Source organism: Streptomyces sp. NBC_01551 (assembly GCF_026339935.1).
GTDB lineage: Bacteria > Actinomycetota > Actinomycetes > Streptomycetales > Streptomycetaceae > Streptomyces.
Map to the genome: position 1 here is coordinate 5,591,140 of NZ_JAPEPX010000001.1, position 18,808 is coordinate 5,609,947.

Annotated in this window: 17 protein-coding genes; 9 read left to right on the plus strand and 8 right to left on the minus strand. The window is 73.0% G+C overall.

All coding sequences use genetic code 11. The features are described 5' to 3' along the window. Nucleotides 1–3: 3 nt before the first annotated feature. Nucleotides 4–1,344: a M20/M25/M40 family metallo-hydrolase gene (locus OG982_RS25215; protein WP_266949972.1), complete on the minus strand. Its 1,341-nt coding sequence runs from the start codon at nt 1,342–1,344 to the stop codon at nt 4–6. Between the two features lie 300 nt (nt 1,345–1,644). On the opposite strand from OG982_RS25215, the gene OG982_RS25220 reads away from it, so the two are divergent. Continuing rightward, complete coding sequence (locus OG982_RS25220) at nt 1,645–3,087, plus strand: glyceraldehyde-3-phosphate dehydrogenase (RefSeq protein ID WP_266782881.1); 1,443 nt, start codon at nt 1,645–1,647, stop codon at nt 3,085–3,087. 157 nt (nt 3,088–3,244) lie between these two features. Here the strand turns inward: OG982_RS25220 and OG982_RS25225 are convergent, their stop codons facing one another. Beyond that, complete coding sequence (locus OG982_RS25225) at nt 3,245–4,387, minus strand: cytochrome P450 (protein WP_266949260.1); 1,143 nt, start codon at nt 4,385–4,387, stop codon at nt 3,245–3,247. A gap of 140 nt (nt 4,388–4,527) precedes the next feature. Between OG982_RS25225 and OG982_RS25230 the strand changes: the two genes are divergently transcribed. From OG982_RS25230 to OG982_RS25240, 3 genes are read left to right on the plus strand one after another with little or no spacing between them, the layout of a single operon-like run. After that, nucleotides 4,528–4,821, plus strand: coding sequence for a hypothetical protein (locus OG982_RS25230; protein WP_266949262.1), 294 nt, complete (start codon nt 4,528–4,530; stop codon nt 4,819–4,821). A gap of 8 nt (nt 4,822–4,829) precedes the next feature. Then, entirely contained in the window at nt 4,830–5,168 is a 339-nt protein-coding gene (locus OG982_RS25235) for a hypothetical protein (protein ID WP_266949263.1), read from the plus strand. Between the two features lie 37 nt (nt 5,169–5,205). Further along, complete coding sequence (locus OG982_RS25240) at nt 5,206–5,982, plus strand: DUF4239 domain-containing protein (protein WP_266782877.1); 777 nt, start codon at nt 5,206–5,208, stop codon at nt 5,980–5,982. A 21-nt stretch (nt 5,983–6,003) separates the two neighbouring features. On the opposite strand, the gene OG982_RS25245 is transcribed toward OG982_RS25240, so the two are convergent. The 3 genes from OG982_RS25245 to OG982_RS25255 form a co-directional block, all read right to left on the minus strand. Beyond that, nucleotides 6,004–7,185, minus strand: coding sequence for an MAB_1171c family putative transporter (locus tag OG982_RS25245; RefSeq protein ID WP_266782876.1), 1,182 nt, complete (start codon nt 7,183–7,185; stop codon nt 6,004–6,006). After that, complete coding sequence (locus tag OG982_RS25250) at nt 7,182–7,739, minus strand: toxin-antitoxin system, toxin component (RefSeq protein ID WP_266782875.1); 558 nt, start codon at nt 7,737–7,739, stop codon at nt 7,182–7,184. Before OG982_RS25250 ends, OG982_RS25245 begins: the two co-directional genes overlap by 4 nt. A gap of 67 nt (nt 7,740–7,806) precedes the next feature. Beyond that, nucleotides 7,807–8,472, minus strand: a complete 666-nt coding sequence (locus OG982_RS25255; protein ID WP_266782874.1) for a helix-turn-helix transcriptional regulator — start codon at nt 8,470–8,472, stop codon at nt 7,807–7,809. A gap of 218 nt (nt 8,473–8,690) precedes the next feature. Here OG982_RS25255 and OG982_RS25260 point away from each other — a divergent pair, with 218 nt between their 5' ends. The 3 genes from OG982_RS25260 to OG982_RS25270 all read left to right on the plus strand — a co-directional run bounded on the left by OG982_RS25260 (nt 8,691) and on the right by OG982_RS25270 (nt 13,314). Further along, nucleotides 8,691–9,680: a helix-turn-helix domain-containing protein gene (locus OG982_RS25260; RefSeq protein ID WP_266782873.1), complete on the plus strand. Its 990-nt coding sequence runs from the start codon at nt 8,691–8,693 to the stop codon at nt 9,678–9,680. A gap of 115 nt (nt 9,681–9,795) precedes the next feature. Further along, nucleotides 9,796–11,145 carry a 6-phospho-beta-glucosidase gene (locus OG982_RS25265; RefSeq protein ID WP_266782872.1) on the plus strand — a complete coding sequence of 450 codons (1,350 nt, stop codon included), beginning with the start codon at nt 9,796–9,798 and terminating at the stop codon, nt 11,143–11,145. Between the two features lie 36 nt (nt 11,146–11,181). After that, on the plus strand, nt 11,182–13,314 hold the full coding sequence (locus OG982_RS25270) for an MDR family MFS transporter (RefSeq protein WP_266949265.1): 2,133 nt from the start codon (nt 11,182–11,184) through the stop codon (nt 13,312–13,314). 352 nt (nt 13,315–13,666) lie between these two features. Here OG982_RS25270 and OG982_RS25275 read toward each other — a convergent pair whose 3' ends face one another. Together OG982_RS25275 and OG982_RS25280 are read right to left on the minus strand one after the other, a co-directional pair. Next, on the minus strand, nt 13,667–14,152 hold the full coding sequence (locus OG982_RS25275; RefSeq protein ID WP_266782871.1) for an NUDIX hydrolase: 486 nt from the start codon (nt 14,150–14,152) through the stop codon (nt 13,667–13,669). A 14-nt stretch (nt 14,153–14,166) separates the two neighbouring features. Further along, nucleotides 14,167–14,790 carry a helix-turn-helix domain-containing protein gene (locus tag OG982_RS25280; RefSeq protein ID WP_266782870.1) on the minus strand — a complete coding sequence of 208 codons (624 nt, stop codon included), beginning with the start codon at nt 14,788–14,790 and terminating at the stop codon, nt 14,167–14,169. Nucleotides 14,791–14,991: 201 nt separating this feature from the next. Here OG982_RS25280 and OG982_RS25285 point away from each other — a divergent pair, with 201 nt between their 5' ends. After that, nucleotides 14,992–15,951 (plus strand): NAD(P)/FAD-dependent oxidoreductase, encoded by a 960-nt coding sequence (locus OG982_RS25285; RefSeq protein ID WP_266949267.1) that lies wholly within the window; start codon nt 14,992–14,994, stop codon nt 15,949–15,951. A 206-nt stretch (nt 15,952–16,157) separates the two neighbouring features. After that, entirely contained in the window at nt 16,158–17,540 is a 1,383-nt protein-coding gene (locus OG982_RS25290) for an NAD(P)/FAD-dependent oxidoreductase (RefSeq protein WP_266949269.1), read from the plus strand. Nucleotides 17,541–17,699: 159 nt separating this feature from the next. On the opposite strand, the gene OG982_RS25295 is transcribed toward OG982_RS25290, so the two are convergent. After that, entirely contained in the window at nt 17,700–18,767 is a 1,068-nt protein-coding gene (locus tag OG982_RS25295; protein ID WP_266949270.1) for an ATP-dependent DNA ligase, read from the minus strand. Between the last annotated feature and the right edge of the window lie 41 nt (nt 18,768–18,808).

Genomic DNA, 18,808 nt, shown 5'->3' on the forward strand with positions numbered 1-18,808 from the left:
TCGTCACCGCGGGTCCTGCGCCGGGGCGGGGCGGGCGGCGCGGTAGTCCGCGGCGTACTCGCGCAGGAACGCGGCCATCGCCACCACCGTGTTGCGCAGCTCCGACAGCAGCACCCGCTCGTTGGGCGCGTGCAGGTTGCACATGCTGTCCTGCGCGCCGAACAGCAGCACCTCCGCCTCCGGCGCCGCCTTCGCGAGTCCGTTCACCAGCGGGATCGAGCCGCCCGTCGCGACGTACGAGGCCTCCGTGCCCCAGGCCTCCTTCAGCGCGGTCAGCGCCGCCCGGTACGCGGGACCGCCCGTGCGCGCCTCGAAGCCCGGGCCGGTGTCCCCCGGCGTGACGGTGAGCGGGATGCCGAACGGGCGCTGCGCGAGCAGGTGGTCGACGAGCCGCTCCCGGGCCTCGTGCGGGTCTTGCAGCGGGTGGAAGCGGAGGTTCAGCTTGGCCCGGGCGTACGGGACGACCGCCGAGGCGGCCTGCTCCACGCCGGGCGCGTCGAGCCCGATGACGGTGATGGCGGGGCCGCTCCACAGCCGTTCGCCCAGGGATCCGCTGCCCAGCAGCGGCAGGTCGTCGTGGACGGAGGCGAGGTCGCGGAACTCCTCGTCGGTGTACGTCGTTCCCTCCCACGGCTCCCGCCGCAGCCCGGGCACCGCCACGTCGCCGCGGGCGTCGTGCAGCGTGGCCAGCGCGTGCAGGAGGACCAGCAGGGCGTCGGGGGCCGCGCCGCCGAACTCCCCGCTGTGCCGGGGCTCGGCGAGGGTGCGTACCTCCACCATCACCTCGCAGGCCCCGCGCAGCCCGGTGGTCAGGGTCGGGGTGCCGGGTCGCAGGTTGCCCAGGTCGGCGATGACCATGGCGTCGCAGGCGAACCGTGCGGGGTCGGTGGGCGGGAACGCGTCGAAGACGCTGCCGTACTCCTCCTGCCCCTCGACGACCAGCTTGATCCCGACGGGCGGGCGGCCCTCGTAGAGGCGCAGCATGCCGAGGTACGCGATCAGATTGGACTTGTCGTCGGCGATGCCGCGCGCCCGCAGGCCGCCCGGGACCGGGGTCGGGACGAAGGGCGGGGAGAGCCAGAGGGACTCGTCGCCGGCCGGCTGGACGTCGTAGTGCCCGTACAGCAGGACGGTCGGGGCGTCCGGTTCCGGCGGGGGTATGTCCCCGTAGACCACCGGGGCCGTGCCGGGGAGGTCGATGCGCTCGACGGTGGGGACGCCGGCCTCTCGCAGGAGGGAGACGACCAGGTCGTGCGCCTCCTGGACCGGTTCGGCCGGGTGGCCGGGGAAGGCGATCGAGGGGATGGCCGCCAGCCGCTCCAGATCCGCCCGGAGGCCCTCCATGAGGGCGTCCACCCGCGCTCCGAGGGCGCCCCTGCTGTCCGCTTCCACCCGGCGTCACCGTCCCGTCCTCCTGGTCCGCCCGCGCGGGGCAGCGGGTCGCTGCTTTGAGCATGGGACCGGCGGGAGGCGCGTGGCGTGCGGGATGAGCCGGGCGGGTGAACGGCAGGGTCTGCCCTGGCGCTCGACTGAGCCCGTATTGCCTGCTCAGAGCCCCAGGGGCGGTGCACACGCACACCGCGTGAAGGATCAAAGTGCGGTGGGGTTAGCATATGAGCGCCGCCTAGCTCGAAAGATAAACCTGTGACTGTCAACGAGGACTCGTTCACCAACTGGAAAAACCGCGAAGAGATCGCGGAGTCGATGATCCCGATCATCGGGAAGCTGCACCGCGAGCGGGACGTCACCGTCCTGCTGCACAGCCGCTCCTTGGTGAACAAGTCGGTGGTCAGCATTCTCAAGACCCACCGGTTCGCCCGGCAGATGCCCGGCGGTGAGCTCTCGGTCACCGAGACGCTGCCGTTCCTGGAGGCGCTGACCGCACTGGACCTCGGCCCGTCCCAGATCGACCTGGGCATGCTCGCCGCCAAGTACAAGACCGACGACCGCGGTCTGTCGGTCGCGGAGTTCACCGCCGAGGCCGTCTCCGGCGCCACGGGTGACAACAAGATCGAGCGCTGCAAGCCGCGCGACGTCGTGCTCTACGGCTTCGGCCGCATCGGCCGCCTCGTCGCCCGCCTGCTCATCGAGAAGGCCGGCTCCGGCAACGGACTGCGGCTGCGCGCCATCGTCGTACGCGGCGGCGGCGAGGCGGACCTCGTCAAGCGCGCCTCGCTGCTGCGGCGCGACTCCATCCACGGCCAGTTCCAGGGCACCATCACCGTGGACGAGGCGACCAGCACGATCATCGCCAACGGCAACGCCATCAAGGTGATCTACGCGAACGACCCGTCGGAGATCGACTACACGGCGTACGGCATCAACGACGCCATCCTCATCGACAACACCGGCAAGTGGCGCGACCGCGAGGGCCTCTCGCTGCACCTGCGTCCGGGCATCGACAAGGTCGTCCTGACCGCTCCGGGCAAGGGCGACGTCCCGAACATCGTGCACGGCGTCAACCACGACACGATCAAGCCGGACGAGCAGATCCTGTCCTGCGCCTCCTGCACCACCAACGCGATCGTCCCGCCGCTGAAGGCCATGGACGACGAGTACGGCGTGCTGCGCGGCCACGTGGAGACCGTCCACTCGTTCACCAACGACCAGAACCTGCTGGACAATTACCACAAGGCCGACCGCCGCGGCCGTTCCGCGCCGCTGAACATGGTCATCACCGAGACCGGCGCCGCCTCCGCCGTCGCCAAGGCGCTGCCCGACCTCAAGGCGCCGATCACCGGCAGCTCGATCCGCGTCCCCGTCCCGGACGTCTCGATCGCCATCCTCAGCCTGCGCCTGGGCCGCGAGACCACGCGCGAGGAGGTCCTCGACTACCTCCGCGACGTCTCCCTGCACTCGCCGCTGAAGCGCCAGATCGACTTCACGACCGCCCCCGACGCCGTCTCCATGGACTTCGTCGGCTCGCGCCACGCCTCGATCGTCGACGCCGGCGCCACCAAGGTCGACGGCGACAACGCGATCCTCTACCTCTGGTACGACAACGAGTTCGGCTACTCGTGCCAGGTCATCCGGGTCGTCCAGCACGTCTCCGGCGTGGAGTACCCGACGTACCCGGCCGCGATCTGATCGCGCCGCTCCGTCCGTCCGACCCGGCGCCCCGGCAGGCGCGCCGGCTGCGGGGCGGCGACTGGTCCCCCACGGGATCCGGCCGCCCTCCCGCCGCCGGCCGCAACCGGCGGCGCCGGTCCGGGTTCCGGGCCTGACCGGCGCCACTTCGACAGCACTAGCCGGCCGCGCGGGCGCGCAGCGGGAGGCGGGCGTACGAGGGAATCAGCACCCCCCGCGCCGGGCGTCGCCCCGCTATCGTCAGCTCCGGGAAGCCCCGCAGCGCCCCGACGACCGCCCGGATCTCCGCCATCGCCAGCGGCATCCCCAGGCAGAAGTGCGGGCCAGCCCCGAACCAGAGCCGGCGCAACTCGGCCGTACCGGCGGCGTCCCGCTCCGGCGCGAACGGCCCGTACGCCCGCGTGCACAGCAGCGTGGCGATCACCACCCGCTCCCCGGCCCCGACCCGGACGCCCCCGAGCCGGCCCGCCCGGGCCGCGCTCCGCAGCATCACCGGCGTCGGCGACGTCACCCGCAGCGCCTCCTCCACCAGCGCGTCCGTGATCCGGTCCGGCCCGCGCCCCGTGTCGTGGGCCAGCGCGACCAGCCGCGGCACGAAGGAGACCAGCGTCTCCGTGCCGGTCAGCAGGAACAGCCCGACCGCGCCCCGCGCCTCCGTCTCGTCCAGCCCCAGCGCGCGCAGCCGCCCCGGCACCGTCGACTCGTCCCCGGCCCGGTACGCGGCCACCGCCGCCTCGCTCAGCCGGGCCAACGCCGTCCGGGCACGCTTCGTCTGACGCCCGGTCAGCGAGGTCCGCCACAGCCGCACCGCCGACACCACCGCCGACGCCTCCGCGAAGTCGGCCCCGCCGGGCGGGAGTCCGACCAGCTCGCGGATCACCTCGCCGGCCCCGTCCCGGACCACCCGGACCAGGTCCACCTCCGCGCCCGCCGCCAGCCGCCGCTCCAGCTCCCCGAGCGGAGCCCGCAGCACCCGTTCGCACACCGCCGCCACGTGCCCCGGCGTGAACAGCCCGCCCAGACGCCTGCGCAGCGCCGCGTGCTCGGCGCCCTCCAGGGTGATCAGCGTCCGCGTCCCGAGCACCGGGGCCCACAGCCCGGCCGCCGCACCCGGCCCGGTCTTCGTGTACGCCGAGGTGTCCGTCAGCACCTCCCGGGCCAGCCGGGCATCGCTCACCACCACCCCGACCCGGGGCACCCGCACCACCGGGCCGCGCGCCGCGACCGCCCGCATCAGCCGGTACGCCACCGGGTGCGCGGCCGTCTGCACCCGTTGCTCCCAGCGCTCCCACTGCTCCATCCGGGCAAGGTAGCGCCACCGGTGGCCGGAAAGTGACCCCCCGGGCAAGGATCTTGACCTGTCTGCCGCGTGTCGAAGGGGGTGTCGTGATCGTTTCTTCAGACGGAACCCCACCATCTGCGGCGGAAACGGGAGGACGTGTGGCGACCGCTTGGCAGTACCTCGCCGGGGCGGGCCTGGTGGCGGCGCTCTGCCCGCTCCAGGCCCAGGTGGCGGTCGCGGGCGAGGGGTACGGCGACGACGGGGCGGGGGCCGGTGCCTCAGCCGGCGCCGGCCCCGCCGCGGCAGCCGGCCCCGCCGACGCCTGCGTGCCCGCCGGGCGGCCGCGGCCGCAGCCGGTGCCGGAGCCGGACCCCGGTCCGACGCCGGCGCCGACGGTGCCCGCGCCGCCCTCCGTGCGGCCCCCGCGCCGGCGCCCGCGCGGCCGTCGGTGAGGGTGACCGTGCCCCGCGCCGAGCGGCCGACCGTGCACCACCCCGGGCGCGCCGCCGTGCCCGTCCGGCCCGGCGCCCCCGTGCCGGGCGGCGCGGCGCAGAACCCGGCACCCGCGCCCCAACCCCGGGCGGTGGCCGCGCCGGAGGCCGGGGAGATCACCGCTCCGCCCCTGCCGGCGGTGGCCGTCGCCCCGGTCGCCCGCTTCCACGTGCGTCCGTACCACTCGAAAGTCCTGGAGCGGCGCGGCCCGGACGGCATGTCCACCGTGATGCTCATGACCGTCGTCACCACCCCGGCCGTCCTCGCGGCCGCCGCGCTCCGCCCCCGCGGCAAGAGCCGGCGCTGACGCCGCACACCTGCGATCCACAAACGGGAGAACCCTCGTGTCCGAATGGCTGGTCCTGGCCATCGCCATGGCGCTCGTCTGCGCCCTCGTCCTCACCTTCACCACGATCCGGCACCGCCGGGTCGCCGAAGACGAGGACACCAGCGAAACCCCCGACGTCATCGAGTACATGACGATGATGGTCGGCGTGGTCTACGCGATCGTCCTGGGCCTGGCCATCGCCGGCGTGTGGGAGGCGCGCGGCTCCGCCGAGGACGGCGTGCGCCGCGAGGCCCAGGCGCTGTACGAGGTCACCCAGCGCGCCGACGTCTACCCGGCCCCCGTCCGCGACCGGATCCGGGACGAGGTGGGCGCGTACGTCTCCCACACCGTCAACGTGGACTGGCCGCGGCTGACCTCCGGCGAGGCCGCGTCCGCCGAGGGCGCCGGCCTGCTGGCCAAGCTGCGCACCGATGTCACCCACGCGAGCCCCACCAGCGAACTCCAGGCGCAGGCGTACCAGCCGCTGCTGGACCACATCGCCGCCGCCGACGACGCCCGGCACTCGCGCACGCAGAGCTCGGAGTCCACGCTGCCGAGCGTGGTGTGGGTGGGGCTGCTGGTCGGCGGGGTGGTGACCGTCGGGCTGATCTTCACCCTGCAGATCCGCCGGTCTGGGCGGGAGCTGCTGCTCGCCGGGCTGTTCAGCGCGCTGATCGTGTTCCTGCTGTTCATGGTGTGGAGCTTCGACGCTCCCTACGGCCGGAACGGAATCGATTCGGCGGAGCCGTTCGAGGACCTGTTCCCGACGCTGACGGTCACCGCCGCCCGCTGATCGGCGGTGGGGGCAGGGCGCTCAGCCCGACAGCGCTGCCGACTGCCGCCGGACCGCAGCCACCAGCGGCGAATGCCGCAGCGCGTGGGAGATCCGTACGAGATCGCGCGGCCCGGCGGCGGTGTCCGGCACGTCGCCGCCCTCGACGGCGTCGATCGCCTCGCCCTCGGGGTCCGCGGAGCGCGCCCGCACGGCGGCCGCGACCATCGCGGCGTCGGCGATCGCGCGGGCCGTCTCCTCGTCCGAACCGTCCGCGAGGGCGCGCCCGTAGGCGCTGTCCCGGTGGTCCTTGTCGAAGTACGGGCCCAGGTGCAGGAACCCGTCGTGGATGTCCGACTCCCGCTGGATCACCCGGATCTCGGCCGGGGTCCACCAGGACATCCGCACGGCCGGGGTGCCGGCGGGAGCGGCGCTGCGCACCTCCTGCCAGAGCGCGCCGAGCCTGCGGTACGTCGTCCAGGTCTGCCAGCTGTCCCCGAGCCGCTGGCAGACCAGCGGGAGGACGAACCCGACGGCGCTCACGAGCGCGCCCGCCGAGGCGAGCGGCGGGGCGACGAAGGTGCTCAGGTCGTCCAGGTCGTGCCCGCTCCAGCGGGCGACGACCGCGGTGAACTTGGTGGCGTCGTAGGCGAGGCTGCACCCGTACCCGGACACGATGATCATCAGGCCGACGCGCAGCCATCCGTGCACCTGGAGGGACCAGCGCCAGCACATCGCCGACATCGTGAGCGCCGCGACGCTGTGGGCCAGCAGGTAGAGCGCGATCAGGATCTGGATGTACGGGGTGTTCGCGTAGTACGTGTCGAAGTCGCGCAGCCGCTCGTCGGGGGCGTCGCCGAGCATGAACAGGACGACGAGCACGGCGGCGACGGCCGAGTAGCCGACGATCCAGCGCCGGGAGAACCGCCGGGTCTCCTCCGGCGGCCCGCCCCGCCAGTTGACGATCAGCACCAGGCAGGAGGCGCTGAACAGGGTCATCAGGCAGTAGACGAGCGGGGCCGAGAAGTTCGGGATGCCGGTGAGGCGGTTGACGGCCCCGATGGTGGGCGGGGCAGCGAAGGTGAACACCGCCGTGGCGAGGACGAGCAGGAGACAGACCGAACGCTGGAGCGGATCCCGCCAGCTGTTGCGCAGCGCCGGCAGCTTGCAGGCCAGCGAGACCGCCATCGCGGCCGCCGGGATGTAGTAGTCCTGTCCGTTCAACGTTCGGTCCTGTGCCCCCGGTAGCCGAGCGAGGTCTCGATCCGGCCGGCCAGCTGGTCGCGCTGGGCCGGCGCCCGGTGGCCCGCGGATCCGGCCAGCCAGCTCCGGCACCGGCTGCCCAGCAGTAAGCCGAAGGACTCGGCCTCGGTCTCCTCCGTGACGTCGGCGCGGGTGCGCGCGGCGACGCGGCGGACCGTCTCGCCGAGGTCGGCCCCGTCGGAGAGCAGCCGGGCGGCGACGGCGGCGCCGTCGACGTGGTGGCTGCAGTGGCCCGCCTTCATGTGCCACAGCTCGTGCCCGAGGATCACCAGTTGGTGGTCCGGTGCCGTGCGCTCTTCGATGACGACGAGATCGCGGTCCGCCATGTCGAGCCACAGACCGCTGGCCGTTCCGGGAGGGAACGCCGCCATCCGGAAGTCCACCCGGCGGCCGCGGTGTCTGCTCATGCCCTCGCAGAGGGCGGCGTAGAGGTCCACAGGTTCCACGGGGGCGGTCAGCTTGATGCCGTCCACCAGCTCCCCGCACAACCGCCGCTGCGCTCTGCCTATGCTCACCGTTCTCCCCGTCGGCGCGGATCCGGATCAGGATTCAAGGATCAGACCCAGACTTTCGACTGGGTCCCTATTCGTTCGGTTTGACGCTTTCGAGCAGCATGTCCAGCCATTCGGTCACCTTGTCCCGGTGCTTGTCACTGGGCAGTTGGGCGGCGCGCCAGGCGATGCCCCGTACACCGTGGTTCTGGAGGAGTCTTGCCAGCGGATCGCCCGCCGAAGCGGGCGCGGCGGGGGCGGTCTGACGTTCGCGCCCCGCGAAGTCCTGGAGCAGCTGCTGCTCGGTGCGCTGGAGCGCGTCGGTGAGGGCGTCGGCGTCGTGGGCGGTGAGGAAGCCCGCGTGTACCCCGAAGAAGCGCTGGATGGCGTCGCAGTGCTCCATCGTGGGGCGGCGGTCGCCGTTGATCAGGGCGCCCGCCTGCTGCCGGGACATGCCGGCGCCGTCCGCGATCTCCTGCTGCGTGTAGCGGCGGCCGTTGGGCTTGACCCGGGTCCGGCGCAGCAGGTCGAGGCGCTGGAGGAAGCGGGTCTGGAGATCGGGTTCGCCGGCCGGGCGGCCGTCCAGCAGGGTCTTGACCACGTCCGTGGGGACGCCGGAGGCATCCGAGAGCCGTCGCAGGTCGAAGACCTGGTTCAGGTCGCGGCCCATTTTGCCCGCGAGTTCGGCGACGCGTGCGACGGTGGCTGCCAGGGGCACGTTGGCCGCCGCGACGGGAGCCGGGAAGCCGTCTGTCACCAGTGGTTCTCCTAGATCGCGCGAGGTCGGTACGGGCACGTGGTCGGCCTGTCGAATCTATCCGGTCTGCTTCCTTAGGGCCAGAACTTGCCACAGCTGTGGCGGGAATGAGCTGTCAAGAGGCTGGAATTGCCACAATAGTTGACACTCGAATGAAGTCGGTAGCAGGATCGCCACACGGAAATGAAGATCCAGACCGTGAGGAGGGGGAGCTCTCGGTGCCATATCTCGCAGCGGTGGGCCCGTCCGATGACCTCGCCCGAGCCGGTGAGGAACGCCTGGCGGGCGAGGAGTCCGTACGAGGCGCAGTGCGGTCGGAGCGACGCAAGGAGATTTTGCGCCAGCGCCGCGAGGAGCTGGGGCTGAGCCAGGAAGACGTCGCCGCACGCCTGCGCATCAGCGTGCGCGCCTACGGAAACTGGGAACGCGGCCTCGTCAAGGAGTGGACGGACCGCAAACTGCTCGCCCTGGCCGAGGCGTTGGAGATGAGCGAGCGCCAGTGCTTCTGGCTGTTCCGCGTCATGGTCGACCGCGACCCCCCGCCGACCTGGCGCGCGGCCGAGGAGAACCGGCTGCCCGAGGACCCCGCCCAGCGGGACTACCTGTGCGACTACGCGGCCCTGATGGAGGCCGTGCCCTACCCGAGCTTCCTGGTGGACCACCGCTGGGACGTCGCGCTCACCAACTCGGCCTTCGACAAGCTCTTCCAGACGGTGCGCCCGCACCCGACCGCCCTCCCGGACGACAACTTCCTGCGCTTCGTGCTGTTCCACCCGGACGCCGCGGCCGTGCTGGAGGACCACGAACCGGCCTGGTGCGTCCCGCTGCTGGCCCAGTTCGCGACCGCGCTGGCCTCGTCCCCCGACGACGAGGGCCTGCGCAGCATCCGGCAGGAGGTGGCCCGCGACCCGTTCATGGAGGCGGCCTACCGCTACGGCGTGCCGCACTGGCTGACCACCCACGGGTCCGAGGCCGCCGAGCAGGACGGGGCGGTGCGCACCGTGCGCCACCCCGACCCGCACTGGGGTCTGGTGCGCTGCCGGATGGTGGCGGAATCCAGCCGCATGCTGGAGGCCATGGGGCTCACCCGGATCACCCTGGTCCTCTCGGCGCCGCAGGGCCTGCCCGCGGGTCCGGTGCGGGGCGGGGCCGGCATCGAGAACCGGCCACAGGCCCGGCTGCGCGCCGTGCCGCCGCTGGGGGAGTGACCCGGCGGGGGACACTGGAGCCGTGAGGAAACGTGCCGCCGCGGGGCCGAGTGCCGAGTGCCGCGGATCGTGGCACTGATCGTGGCACTGGTGGGGCTGAAAGGGCGGTAGGGGCGTGCGGCTGACCATCCTCGGCGGGGGCGGATTCCGGGTACCGCTCGTGTACGGAGCACTGCTCGGCGACCGCGCCGAGGGCCGGGTGTCCCATGTGACGCTCTACGACGAGGATCCCGGCCGCCTCAGCACCATGGCTCGGGTGCTCGCCGACCAGGCCGACGGGGTCGCCGACGCCCCCGCCGTCACCGCGACCACCGACCTCGACGAGGCGTTGCGCGGGGCCGACTTCGTCTTCTCCGCCATCCGCGTCGGCGGCCTTCAGGGGCGTGCCGCGGACGAGCGGATCGCCCTGGCCGAGGGAGTGCTGGGGCAGGAGACGGTCGGCGCGGGCGGGATCGCCTACGGCTTGCGGACCGTTCCGGTCGCCCGGGGGATCGCGCGGACGATCGCGCGTATCGCACCGGAGGCATGGGTCATCAACTTCACGAACCCGGCCGGGCTGGTCACCGAGGCGATGGCCGAGGAACTGGGCGACCGGGTGATCGGGATCTGCGACTCGCCGGTGGGGCTCGGGCGGCGCATCGCCCGGCTGCTCGGCGCCCGCCCGCAGGACGCCTGGATCGACTACGTCGGCCTCAACCACCTGGGCTGGGTGCGCGGGCTGCGCGTCGGGGGGCGGGACGAGCTGCCCCGGCTGCTGGCCGACCCGGTGGCGCTGGAGTCCTTCGAGGAGGGGCGGCTCTTCGGCGCTCAGTGGCTGCGGTCGCTGGGCGCGATCCCGAACGAGTACCTCCACTACTACTACTTCAACCGTGACACCGTACGGGCCTACCAGGAGGCCAAGCAGACGCGCGGCGCCTTCCTGCGCGACCAGCAGCGCGGCTTCTACGCCGAGGCCGGAGTGCCCGGAGCGCCGCCCGGGGCGGCGCTGGCCGCCTGGGACCGGACGCGGGCCGAGCGCGAAGCCACGTACATGGCCGAGAACCGCGAGGTGGCCGGCGTCGGCGAACGCGAGGAGAGCGACCTGGAGTCGGGCGGCTACGAGCAGGTCGCGCTCGCGCTGATGCGGGCCATCGCCCGCGACGAGCGCGCCACGCTGATCCTCAACGTGCGCAACGGCTCGACGCTGTCGGTCCTCGACGCGGAGGCCGTGATCGAGGTGCCGTGCCTGGTCGACGCCAACGGCGCGCACCCGGTGGGGGTCGCTCCGCTGCCGCTGCACGCGGTGGGGCTGGTGACCTCGGTCAAGGCCGTCGAGCGGGAGGTGCTGGCGGCCGCCGCGAGCGGGTCCCGGGCGGACGCGGTCAAGGCCTTCGCGCTGCATCCGCTGGTGGACTCGGTGGGCGTGGCCCGGCGGCTGCTCGACGGGTACGCGGCGGAGCACCCGGGCCTCGCTCACCTGCGCTGATTGCGGCCGGGGGTCACCCGTACGGCGTCGCGCCGCATGCGGGGCGGCGGGGGCGCTGTGAGAGTGCGAGATGTGACCACAGCGCCTGCCGAGGCCTCCGCCGGACCGCCTGCCGGACCGCCTGCCGCACCGTCCGCGCCGCCTCCCGTGCTCGACCGGAGGCGGCGCAACGTCATCTTCGGCACGATCATGCTGGGCGTGCTGCTCGCGGCACTCGACCAGACGATCGTCGGGACCGCGCTGCCCACGATCGTGGCGGACCTCGGCGGCGGCGACCACATGTCCTGGGTGGTGACCTCCTACCTGCTCGCGGAGACCGTCTCGACGGCACTGGTGGGCAAGTTCGGCGACCTCTTCGGCCGGAAACTGATCTTCCAGGTTTCGGCGATCGTCTTCATCACCGGCTCGTTCCTGTGCGGCCTGTCCGCGAACATGACGTTCCTGATCGTCTGGCGGGGCGTGCAGGGCATCGGCGCCGGCGGCCTGATGGTCACCGCGATGGCGCTGATCGCCGACGTGGTTCCGCTGCGCGAACGCGGCAAGTACCAGGGCCTGATCGGCGCCGTCTTCGGCGTCGCCACCGTGATCGGGCCGCTGCTGGGCGGGCTGTTCACCGACCAGCTGACCTGGCGCTGGTGCTTCTACGTCAATGTCCCGATCGCGATCCTCGTCGTCATCGCGGCCGCCCGGACGATCCCGTCGGTGCGGGCCGGGGGCAAGCCGGTCATCGACTACCTGGGCATCACGATGGTCGCGATCGGCTCCAGCGCGCTGATCCTGGCCACCAGCTGGGGCGGGAACCAGTACGCCTGGGGCTCGCCGGTGATCATCGGCCTGTTCGTGGCCGGCGTGGTCGCGCTGGCGCTCTTCTGCCTGGTCGAGACGCGGGCCGCGGAGCCGATGCTGCCGATGCGGCTGTTCCGGAATCCGGTCTTCGCGGTGTGTTCCGTGCTGAGCTTCGTCGTCGGGTTCGCGATGCTCGGCGCGATGACCTTCCTGCCGACGTACCTCCAGTACGTGGACGGGGATTCGGCCACCGTCTCGGGCGTACGGACGCTGCCACTGGTCTTCGGCCTGCTGATCGCCTCCGTCTTCAGCGGCAACGTCACCAGCAAGACCGGCCAGTACCGGATCTTCCCCATTGTGGGCTGCGCGGTCATGGCCGTCGGCCTGTACCTGCTGTCGACGATGCGGCCCGGGACAAGCGCCTGGCTGGAGTCCCTGTACATGTTCGTGCTGGGCACGGGCATCGGCCTGTCCATGCAGGTGCTGACGATCGCCGTGCAGAACACCGTGCACTACGCCGACCTCGGAACGGCCACCTCCGGGGTCACCTTCTTCCGTACGCTCGGCAGCGCGTTCGGGACCGCGGTCTTCGGGACCATCTACGCCAACAGCCTGGGACCCGCGCTGAGGTCGGGCGTCGCGGAGGCCGCCCGGCTGACGGGGCAGGACCCGGTGCAACTGGCGAAGGCCGCGTCGAGTCCCCAAGGAGTGCATGGGCTCGATGCGCGGACCGCCGGGCCGATCATCGACGCGTACGCGGACGCGCTGCACACGGTGTTCCTGTGGACGGTGCCGGTGGCGGTCGTCGGGTTCGTCGTCGCGCTCTTCCTCAAGCAGGTCAAGCTGCGCGACAGCGCGCGGGCCGGGTCGACGGACATCGACGGCTTCACCTCGCCGGCCACCACCTCGGCGGATCCGGCGAAGCTGCTGGAACTGGCGGTGGGCAAGCTCGTACGGAACATGGGGCCGGACGAGGCGCGGGAGATCGTGAACGGCTCGGACACCCGGCTGGACATCGCGGGCGCGTGGGCGGTGATGCAGGTGGACCTGCTGACCCGGACGGTCGGGCACGCGAGCCTCGGCGTGATCGCGACGCGGCGGTCGGTGCCGCCGGAGGTGCTGCTGCCGGTGTTCGACCGGATGCTGGAGGAGGGGTACCTGACGCGCGAGAACGGATACTTCACGCAGACCCCGGCGGGGGTGCGGGAGGCGCGGGTCATCTCGCACGCGTGGGCCGAGTGGCTGGGGGACAAGCTGGAGAAGGACCGGGGCCGCCCGAGCAGCGCGGAACTCCGCGTGGCGACGGACTCGATCGCGAAACGCCTGCTGGCGGAAGACCTCAGGGAGGGCCACTTCGCCCAAACCCCACAGCCACGCCCGTAGCCACCAGGGCCGCCCCCGACTGCCCACCCGGCTGCTGCTGCCGCCTCTGGCCGCGTGCGCCCGATTGAAGCCGGGATCGTCCCTGCGGGCTCCTGACGACACGCCCCAGCCCAGCCCGGCTCGGCCCAGCGGTTGGGGCGGCAACTCCGGCCTCGCCGGCGTTTGAGGCGCGGGTTCGGGCGGGCCCGGGAGGTGGGCGTTCGCGTTTTCCCGGGGCCGTGCCCGGGCCGGGCGGGCCGATTCAGCCTCGCCGGCGATTGAGGCGCGGGGTCCGGGCATGGTCCGGGGAACGGTGGAAGGGCGGGGCGGGGAGTGGCTCCGCGCAGCGGCAACCGCCCCTCCCGGCGGCAGCTCAGGCACCGCCGGTCGGGTAGTCGTACGAAGGCGCGGCCGTCGGCCCCGCCAGCCCCGGCCGCCACGCCCGCAAGACCGCCGCCGACGGCGCGTACAACGCCGAAGGAATCTCGCCCTCCCCGAACCACTCCCACCGCACGATCTTGTGCGGCTCCGTCACCACGGCCTCCCCCTCCGCGCCCCGCGTCACCGCCCCCGCAGTCAGCCGCGTGACATCGCCCGCGTCCGGCGCCAGCTGAACGGTGAACACCGAAACGCCCTCCGGCGCCACCCGCAGATCCGTCTCCTCGGCGAGCTCCCGCGCCGCGGCCTGCTCGAACCCCTCCCCGGGGTCCACCTTCCCGCCGGGCAGTTCCCAACGCCCGTCGTGGGCCTGGCCGAGCAGGATCCGCCCGTCCGGCCCCACCACGATGAGCCCGACGCCGACCACGGCATTCGGCTTCGGCACCGCTCGCACGGCAGGGAGGTTGTCGGAGCTGGTCATCAGGGTCCTTCCCCTCAGGATTGTGCTGAGTCGGCGGCGCCGCCCCGCGGCCTCGCCCGTACGTGAATGCGCTCGCCCTGCGGCCCGAACAGGCTGAGGAACTCCGCCGGCTGCGGCCCCGGATTGAAGAACGCGTGCGGGGTCCGGGTGTCGAACTCGGCCACCTCCCCGCTGGTGAGCACCAGGTCGTGCTCGCCCAGCAGCAGCCGTACCCGCCCGGACAACACGTACAGCCACTCGTAGCCCTCGTGCACCCGCAGCTCGGGCAGCGGCGCCGACGCTTCGGCCGCCGGCATGATCGTCTTGAAGGCGTGCACCCCGCCGAAGTGGCGCGTGAGCGGCACGTACGTGCTGCCGTGCCGGACGAACGGCCGCGGCCGGATCCGCGGATCGCCGGTCTCCGGCGCGCCGACGAGCTCGTCGAGCGCCACCCGGTGCGCCTTGGCCAGCGGAAGCAGCAGTTCCAGAGTCGGGCGGCGCTGCCCGGACTCCAGCCGGGACAGCGTGGAGAGCGAGATTCCGGTGATCTCGCTGAGCTGGGCCAGCGTGGTGCCGCGCTGCCGGCGCAGCGCCCGCAACCGCGGGCCCACGGCGGTGAGCACGTCCGCCAGCTCTTCGTCCTGCTCGGGGGTGACCATGCCTCCATTTGCCGGTTCGGCAAGTCCATTTGTCAAGAGGCGCCCCTCCGGCACACCCTCACGGGTATGGACAACGCGATGACGAGGCACTCCGACGCAGAGCTCGCAGAACCGGACACCCGGCTGGACGCAGGGCCGGACACACAGCCGCACACAAGGCCGCACGCAAGGCCGCACGCAGAGGCAGACACCCCCGTAGACGTGGCGGTCATCGGCGGCGGCGCCGCCGGCCTCGCGGGCGCCCTGACCCTCGCCCGGGCCCGCCGCTCGGTGCTCGTACTGGACTCCGGCAGCCCGCGCAACGCCCCCGCCGCGCACCTGCACGGCTACCTCGGCCACGACGGCGCGAGCCCGGCGGACCTGCTGGCCCGCGGCCGGGCGGAGGTGGCCGGGTACGGCGCCGAGATCCGGTCCGGGGCGGCCGGTACGGCCATCGCGGCCGATCGCCTGCCGGGCGGGGGCTTCCTCGTCCGCTGCGCAGACGGCTCCGCCGTCCGGGCCGGGCGGCTGCTGGTCGCCACCGGCCTGGTGGACGAGCTTCCCGCGCTGCCCGGTCTCGGGGCGCGCTGGGGGCGGGACGTGCTGCACTGCCCGTACTGCCACGGCTGGGAGGTCCGCGACCTTCCCTTGGCCGTACTGGCCACCGGGCCGGTCTCCGTTCACCAGGCGCAGCTCTGGCGGCAGTGGAGCTCACAGGTGACGTTGCTGTCCCACACCTGGCGTCTCACCGACGAGGACCGGGAGCTGTTGGCCGCCCGGGGCGTCGAGGTGGTGGCGGGCGAGGTGACCGGCCTGAGCGTCGCCGAGGACCGGCTGACCGGGGTGACCCTGGCCGGCGGCGCTAGCGTCGGGTGCCGGGCGCTGATCGTGGCCCCGCGCTTCACCGCCCGGTCCGGGGTGCTGACCAGCCTCGGCCTGCCCGCCACCGACCTGGTGCGGGACGGCCATGTGGTCGGCACCTGCGTGGAGTCCGATCCGGCCACCGGCGCCACCGCCCTCGCCGGGGTGTGGGCGGCCGGCAATGTGACCGCGCCGATGGAACAGCTGGCCGGCGCGGCCGCCCAGGGCGTGCACGCGGCGGTGGCCATCAACACCGACCTGGTCGCGGCGGAGACGCGGAGCGCGCTCGAAGCCCACCGCGCCACGGGCCCGACGGGCTAGCCGCGAGCCCGACAGCCCGCTATCGGACATGTGTGCGGGTTTCGGTCAGGTCCTACCCGCGCAGGCTTTGGGCGGTGTGATCGTCGTACGACGCGTCACGTCGGCGGCTCGCCGACGCAGCGGCTCGACGCATCGACGCATTCGCGCATCGGCGTATCACAGCATCGACTCATCGACTCATCGGCTGGTCGGCTCAGGGGGGCGCAATGGCACATGTGCTGGTTGTCGGCGGAGGGGTCGGAGGGCTGGCCACCGCGCTGCTCGCGGCGCGCCACGGACACACCGCCGAACTCTTCGAACGGGACACCCGGGCCCCCGGCACCGCGCTGGACCGCGACTTCTTCGGCTGGCGCCGCCCGGCCGTCCCGCAGGCCACCCAGCCGCACGCGCTGCTCGGCGCGGCCCGCAACGTGCTGCGCGACGATCTGCCCGACGTCCACGCGGAGATGCTCCGGCTCGGTGCCCGCGAGCGCCACGAGCTGGACTGGTTCGACGTACGACCGCCCGCGCGCCCCGGCGACGAGGACCTGGTCATGCTGCAGGCGCGGCGGATCCTGCTGGAGAGTGCCCTGGCCACGGCCCTGCGCGGCGAACCGGGCGTGGTCGCGCGGTATGGGGAACCGGTCACCGGAATCACCGCCACCCCCGGCATCCGCGTGACCGGCGTGACCACATCGGCCGGGGCGTACGAGGGGGACCTGGTCGTGGACGCGGGCGGGCGGCGCGGTGGCGTCGAGCGCTGGCTCGCCGCGGCGGGCTGCCGGCCGGCCGTCGTGGAGCGGCACCGCACGGGGCTCGCGTACTTCTGCCGCTGGTACCGGCTGCCGGAAGGGCTGGACGAGGGCCCGCGCCGGCCCTGGACGGTGACCGGCGGCGCCTTCGCGGGCTGCGCGGTCTTCCCGGCCGACAACCGGGTGTTCGCGGTCACCCTGTTCGTGCACACGGAGGACACCACGCGCTCCGCGCTGCGCCACCCGGCCGTCTTCGAGGCCGCGGCGCGGGCCTTCCCGCCCGGCGCGGCCTGGCTGGAGCTGGGCGCCGAGCCGCTGTCCGACGTACTGGCGACGGCGAGCCTGGACAACCGTTGGAGCTCGCTGGTCGACGAGCGGGGCCCGGTGGTCAACGGGCTGGTGCCCGTCGGGGACGCCATCGCCCACACCAACCCGACCCTGGGGCAGGGCACCTCGCTCGCCCTGTGGGCCGCGCGCAGGGTGGCCCGTACCGCCGGCCAGGACCCGGGGTCGGCCCGCTTCGCCACCGAGTACCACGACTGGGCGGTGCGCACCCTGAAGCCGTGGTTCGACTACCAGGTCGTCGCCGACGGGGCCATCGGCGAGCGCTTCGCGACCCGGGCCGGGCGGACGGGGACGGCGCGCGAGGTGGCCGCCCTCTTCGACTGCGCGCTGGAGGACCCCGAGGTGATGCGCGCGCGGGCCAGGGTCCGTCACCTGGCCGAACCGCCGGAGCGGGCGTACGCGGATCCGCAGGTCAGGACCCGGGTGGCGCGCTGGCTGGCCGCCCGGCCGGACTACGCGCCGAACGCGGTGGGGCCGGACCGGGCGGAGTGGGAGAAGCTGACGACGGGCTGAACGGGCTGAACGGGCTGAACGGGCTGAACGGGCTGAACGGGCTGAACGGGCCGAACGGGCTGACGGGGCCGACGGGCTGACCAGGCCGACCTCGCCGACCTGGCCAAGCCGGACCGCCCGGCCGGCGGTCCTCCCTCGCCGACGTGCTCGGCCGGGCGGTCACTCCGTCCGGCCGAGCACGTCGGCGAGGTCGTAGCCGACGGCCTCCTCCAGCTGCTCGTACGTACAGCTCTCCGGCGCCCGGTCGGGCCTCCAGCGGCGGAACTGGGCGGTGTGGCGGAAGCGGTCGCCCTCCATGTGGTCGTACGCGACCTCGCAGACCCGCTCGGGGCGCAGCGGTACCCAGGACAGGTCCTTCTTGCCGGTCCAGCGGCTCTGCGCACCCGGCAGCCGGGCGCTCTCGTGCGCGGACTCCTCGGCCCAGGCGGCCCAGGGGTGCCCTTCGGGATCCGCCATCCGCAGCGGTTCGAGCTCGTCCACCAGTTCGGCGCGGCGCTTCATGGGGAAGGCGGCGCAGACGCCCACGTGCTGGAGGGCGCCGTGCCCGTCGAGCAGCCCGAGCAGCAATGATCCGACAATCGGACCGCTCTTGTGGAAACGGAAACCCGCGACGACGACGTCGGCCGTACGCTCGTGCTTGATCTTGAACATGAGTCGGGCATCGGGCCGGTAGGGGAGATCGAGGGGTTTGGCGATCACCCCGTCGAGCCCGGCGCCCTCGAACCGCTCGAACCATTCTTGCGCGAGCGCGGGGTCGGTGGTCGCGGGCGCGAGATGAACGGGGGGCCGAGCGGTGGAAAGGGCTTGGGAGAGGGTGTCGCGGCGGTCCGCGAGCGGAGTGTCGAGGAGTGCCTCGTCGCCGAGCGCGAGCAGATCGAAGGCGACGAAGCTGGCCGGGGTCGTCTCGGCGAGCATCTTCACGCGGGAGGCGGCGGGGTGGATCCGCTCGGTCAGCCGGTCGAAGTCGAGCCGCCCGCCCTGCACGATGACGATCTCGCCGTCCACCACGCAGCGGGCGGGCAGGTTCTCCTTCAGTGCCACCACCAGCTCGGGGAAGTACCGGGTCAGGCTCTTCCCGGTGCGGCTGCCGATCTCGACCTCGTCGCCGTCGCGGTGGACGATGGCCCGGAAGCCGTCCCACTTGGCCTCGTACTGCATGCCCGGCGGGATCTTGGTCACGGACTTGGCTAGCATCGGCTTCACAGGGGGCATCACCGGCAGATCCATACTTGAGATTCTGCGGCGGTACATCCGGACCCGCCCGGTAT